The following is a 1,186-nucleotide window of genomic DNA, read 5'->3' as shown; positions in this document are numbered from 1 at the left end:
GTCAACGGCCAATACCAGGGGCATGCCATCCTGGTCGGTGCCCTGGCCACCCTCTGCGAACAGGCACAATTTGAAGACTGGGCGTGTGACATTCGCCAGGTGCAGGTGCTCTCCGCCTCCAAGAGCCCGCTCGAGGACTTTACCGATCTGGATGGCTTTGCCGAGGCCCGTTGCCGTGGCCACCTTGATGACCCGAGCCCCGACAACATTGCCCGCAACCTGGCCCATGGCGAAGTCAGGATCATGCAGCCGGGGCGCGGCGACTCTTTTCTCTTCCACGGCTGGGATGGCCGGATCTGCCTCATCAACAGCGGCGGCAGCCATCATTTTGCGACCGCCCGCTACCTGGCCGGTGTCGCCCGCCAGCCGGTCGAGCTCACAGGGATGCTCAAGGGCTACCTGCTCAACCCTGCCGCCGTCAACGCCCTCACTGAGGAGTATGAGCTGTTCGCCATCACCCGCGATCCGCTGATCTGGGACGAGCTGTTTGAGTCGATGCGGGCACTGCAGGCCACCTGGTACGCCGGTGACCTGCCTCGCCCCCACAACGAGGGACGGGTGCTGCTGCTGCCCAGGGCAGACCGCCGCTCGATGACGGTGGCCAGCGCCCTGCGTCAGGCTGGAGTGCCCGATCTGGGGAGTTACCTGCAACTGCAAGTCCATCGACAAAATGACTATCCGGTCGGGCCGATCATGGCCGGTTGCCACGGCTAACCCCGCACCGTGGGCAACTGCCCCGCCCACAGGGGACAAGCCCCTGCTGGACGGCCTGCGGTACGGCAGTTGTCCACCGCGCCAGGATCCTCTCTCATTTTTAAATCCTTGAATGAAACAGTCCCCGGCCCGATAAGCCGGGGCGTCAGGCATGACATGAGTCCCGACTTGCGAGACAATGGCAGTGCGTTGCAGCACATGCGACGCCGTGCTCTTTGCCGCTCCCGTAGCGGCCTTTTTCATCCTCCCACAATATCAAAATTCATTTTTGAAAAATCAAATATTGAATTTGATTGTTTGCCGGCGTACTGTCTCTATCACCAACGGAGGGATACGCGATGAAAGAGCTGCAAGCGAAGTGGGTATTTGAGCAAGGGGGCTTTTCAAAGGCCCTAGTCGCCTGTGCGCCGATGGGAACCGGCTACCATCTGCACCTGGTGAAGTTTGGCCGCCAGTCCGGTACCGAACTCAT

At 61.0% G+C, this 1,186-nt stretch carries 1 protein-coding gene; it reads left to right on the top strand.

The features are described 5' to 3' along the window. On the top strand, window positions 1–714 hold a 714-nt coding region (locus tag AAC083_RS16650; protein ID WP_258224730.1), incomplete at its 5' end, for a DUF6685 family protein. Window positions 715–1,186: the final 472 nt, after the last annotated feature.

Origin of the sequence: Aeromonas sp. HMWF014, from assembly GCF_963878295.1 — a bacterium.
GTDB lineage: Bacteria > Pseudomonadota > Gammaproteobacteria > Enterobacterales > Aeromonadaceae > Aeromonas > Aeromonas popoffii.
The sequence above is the reverse complement of the archived record's forward strand: the minus strand, read 5'-3'. Positions and strand labels throughout refer to the sequence as shown.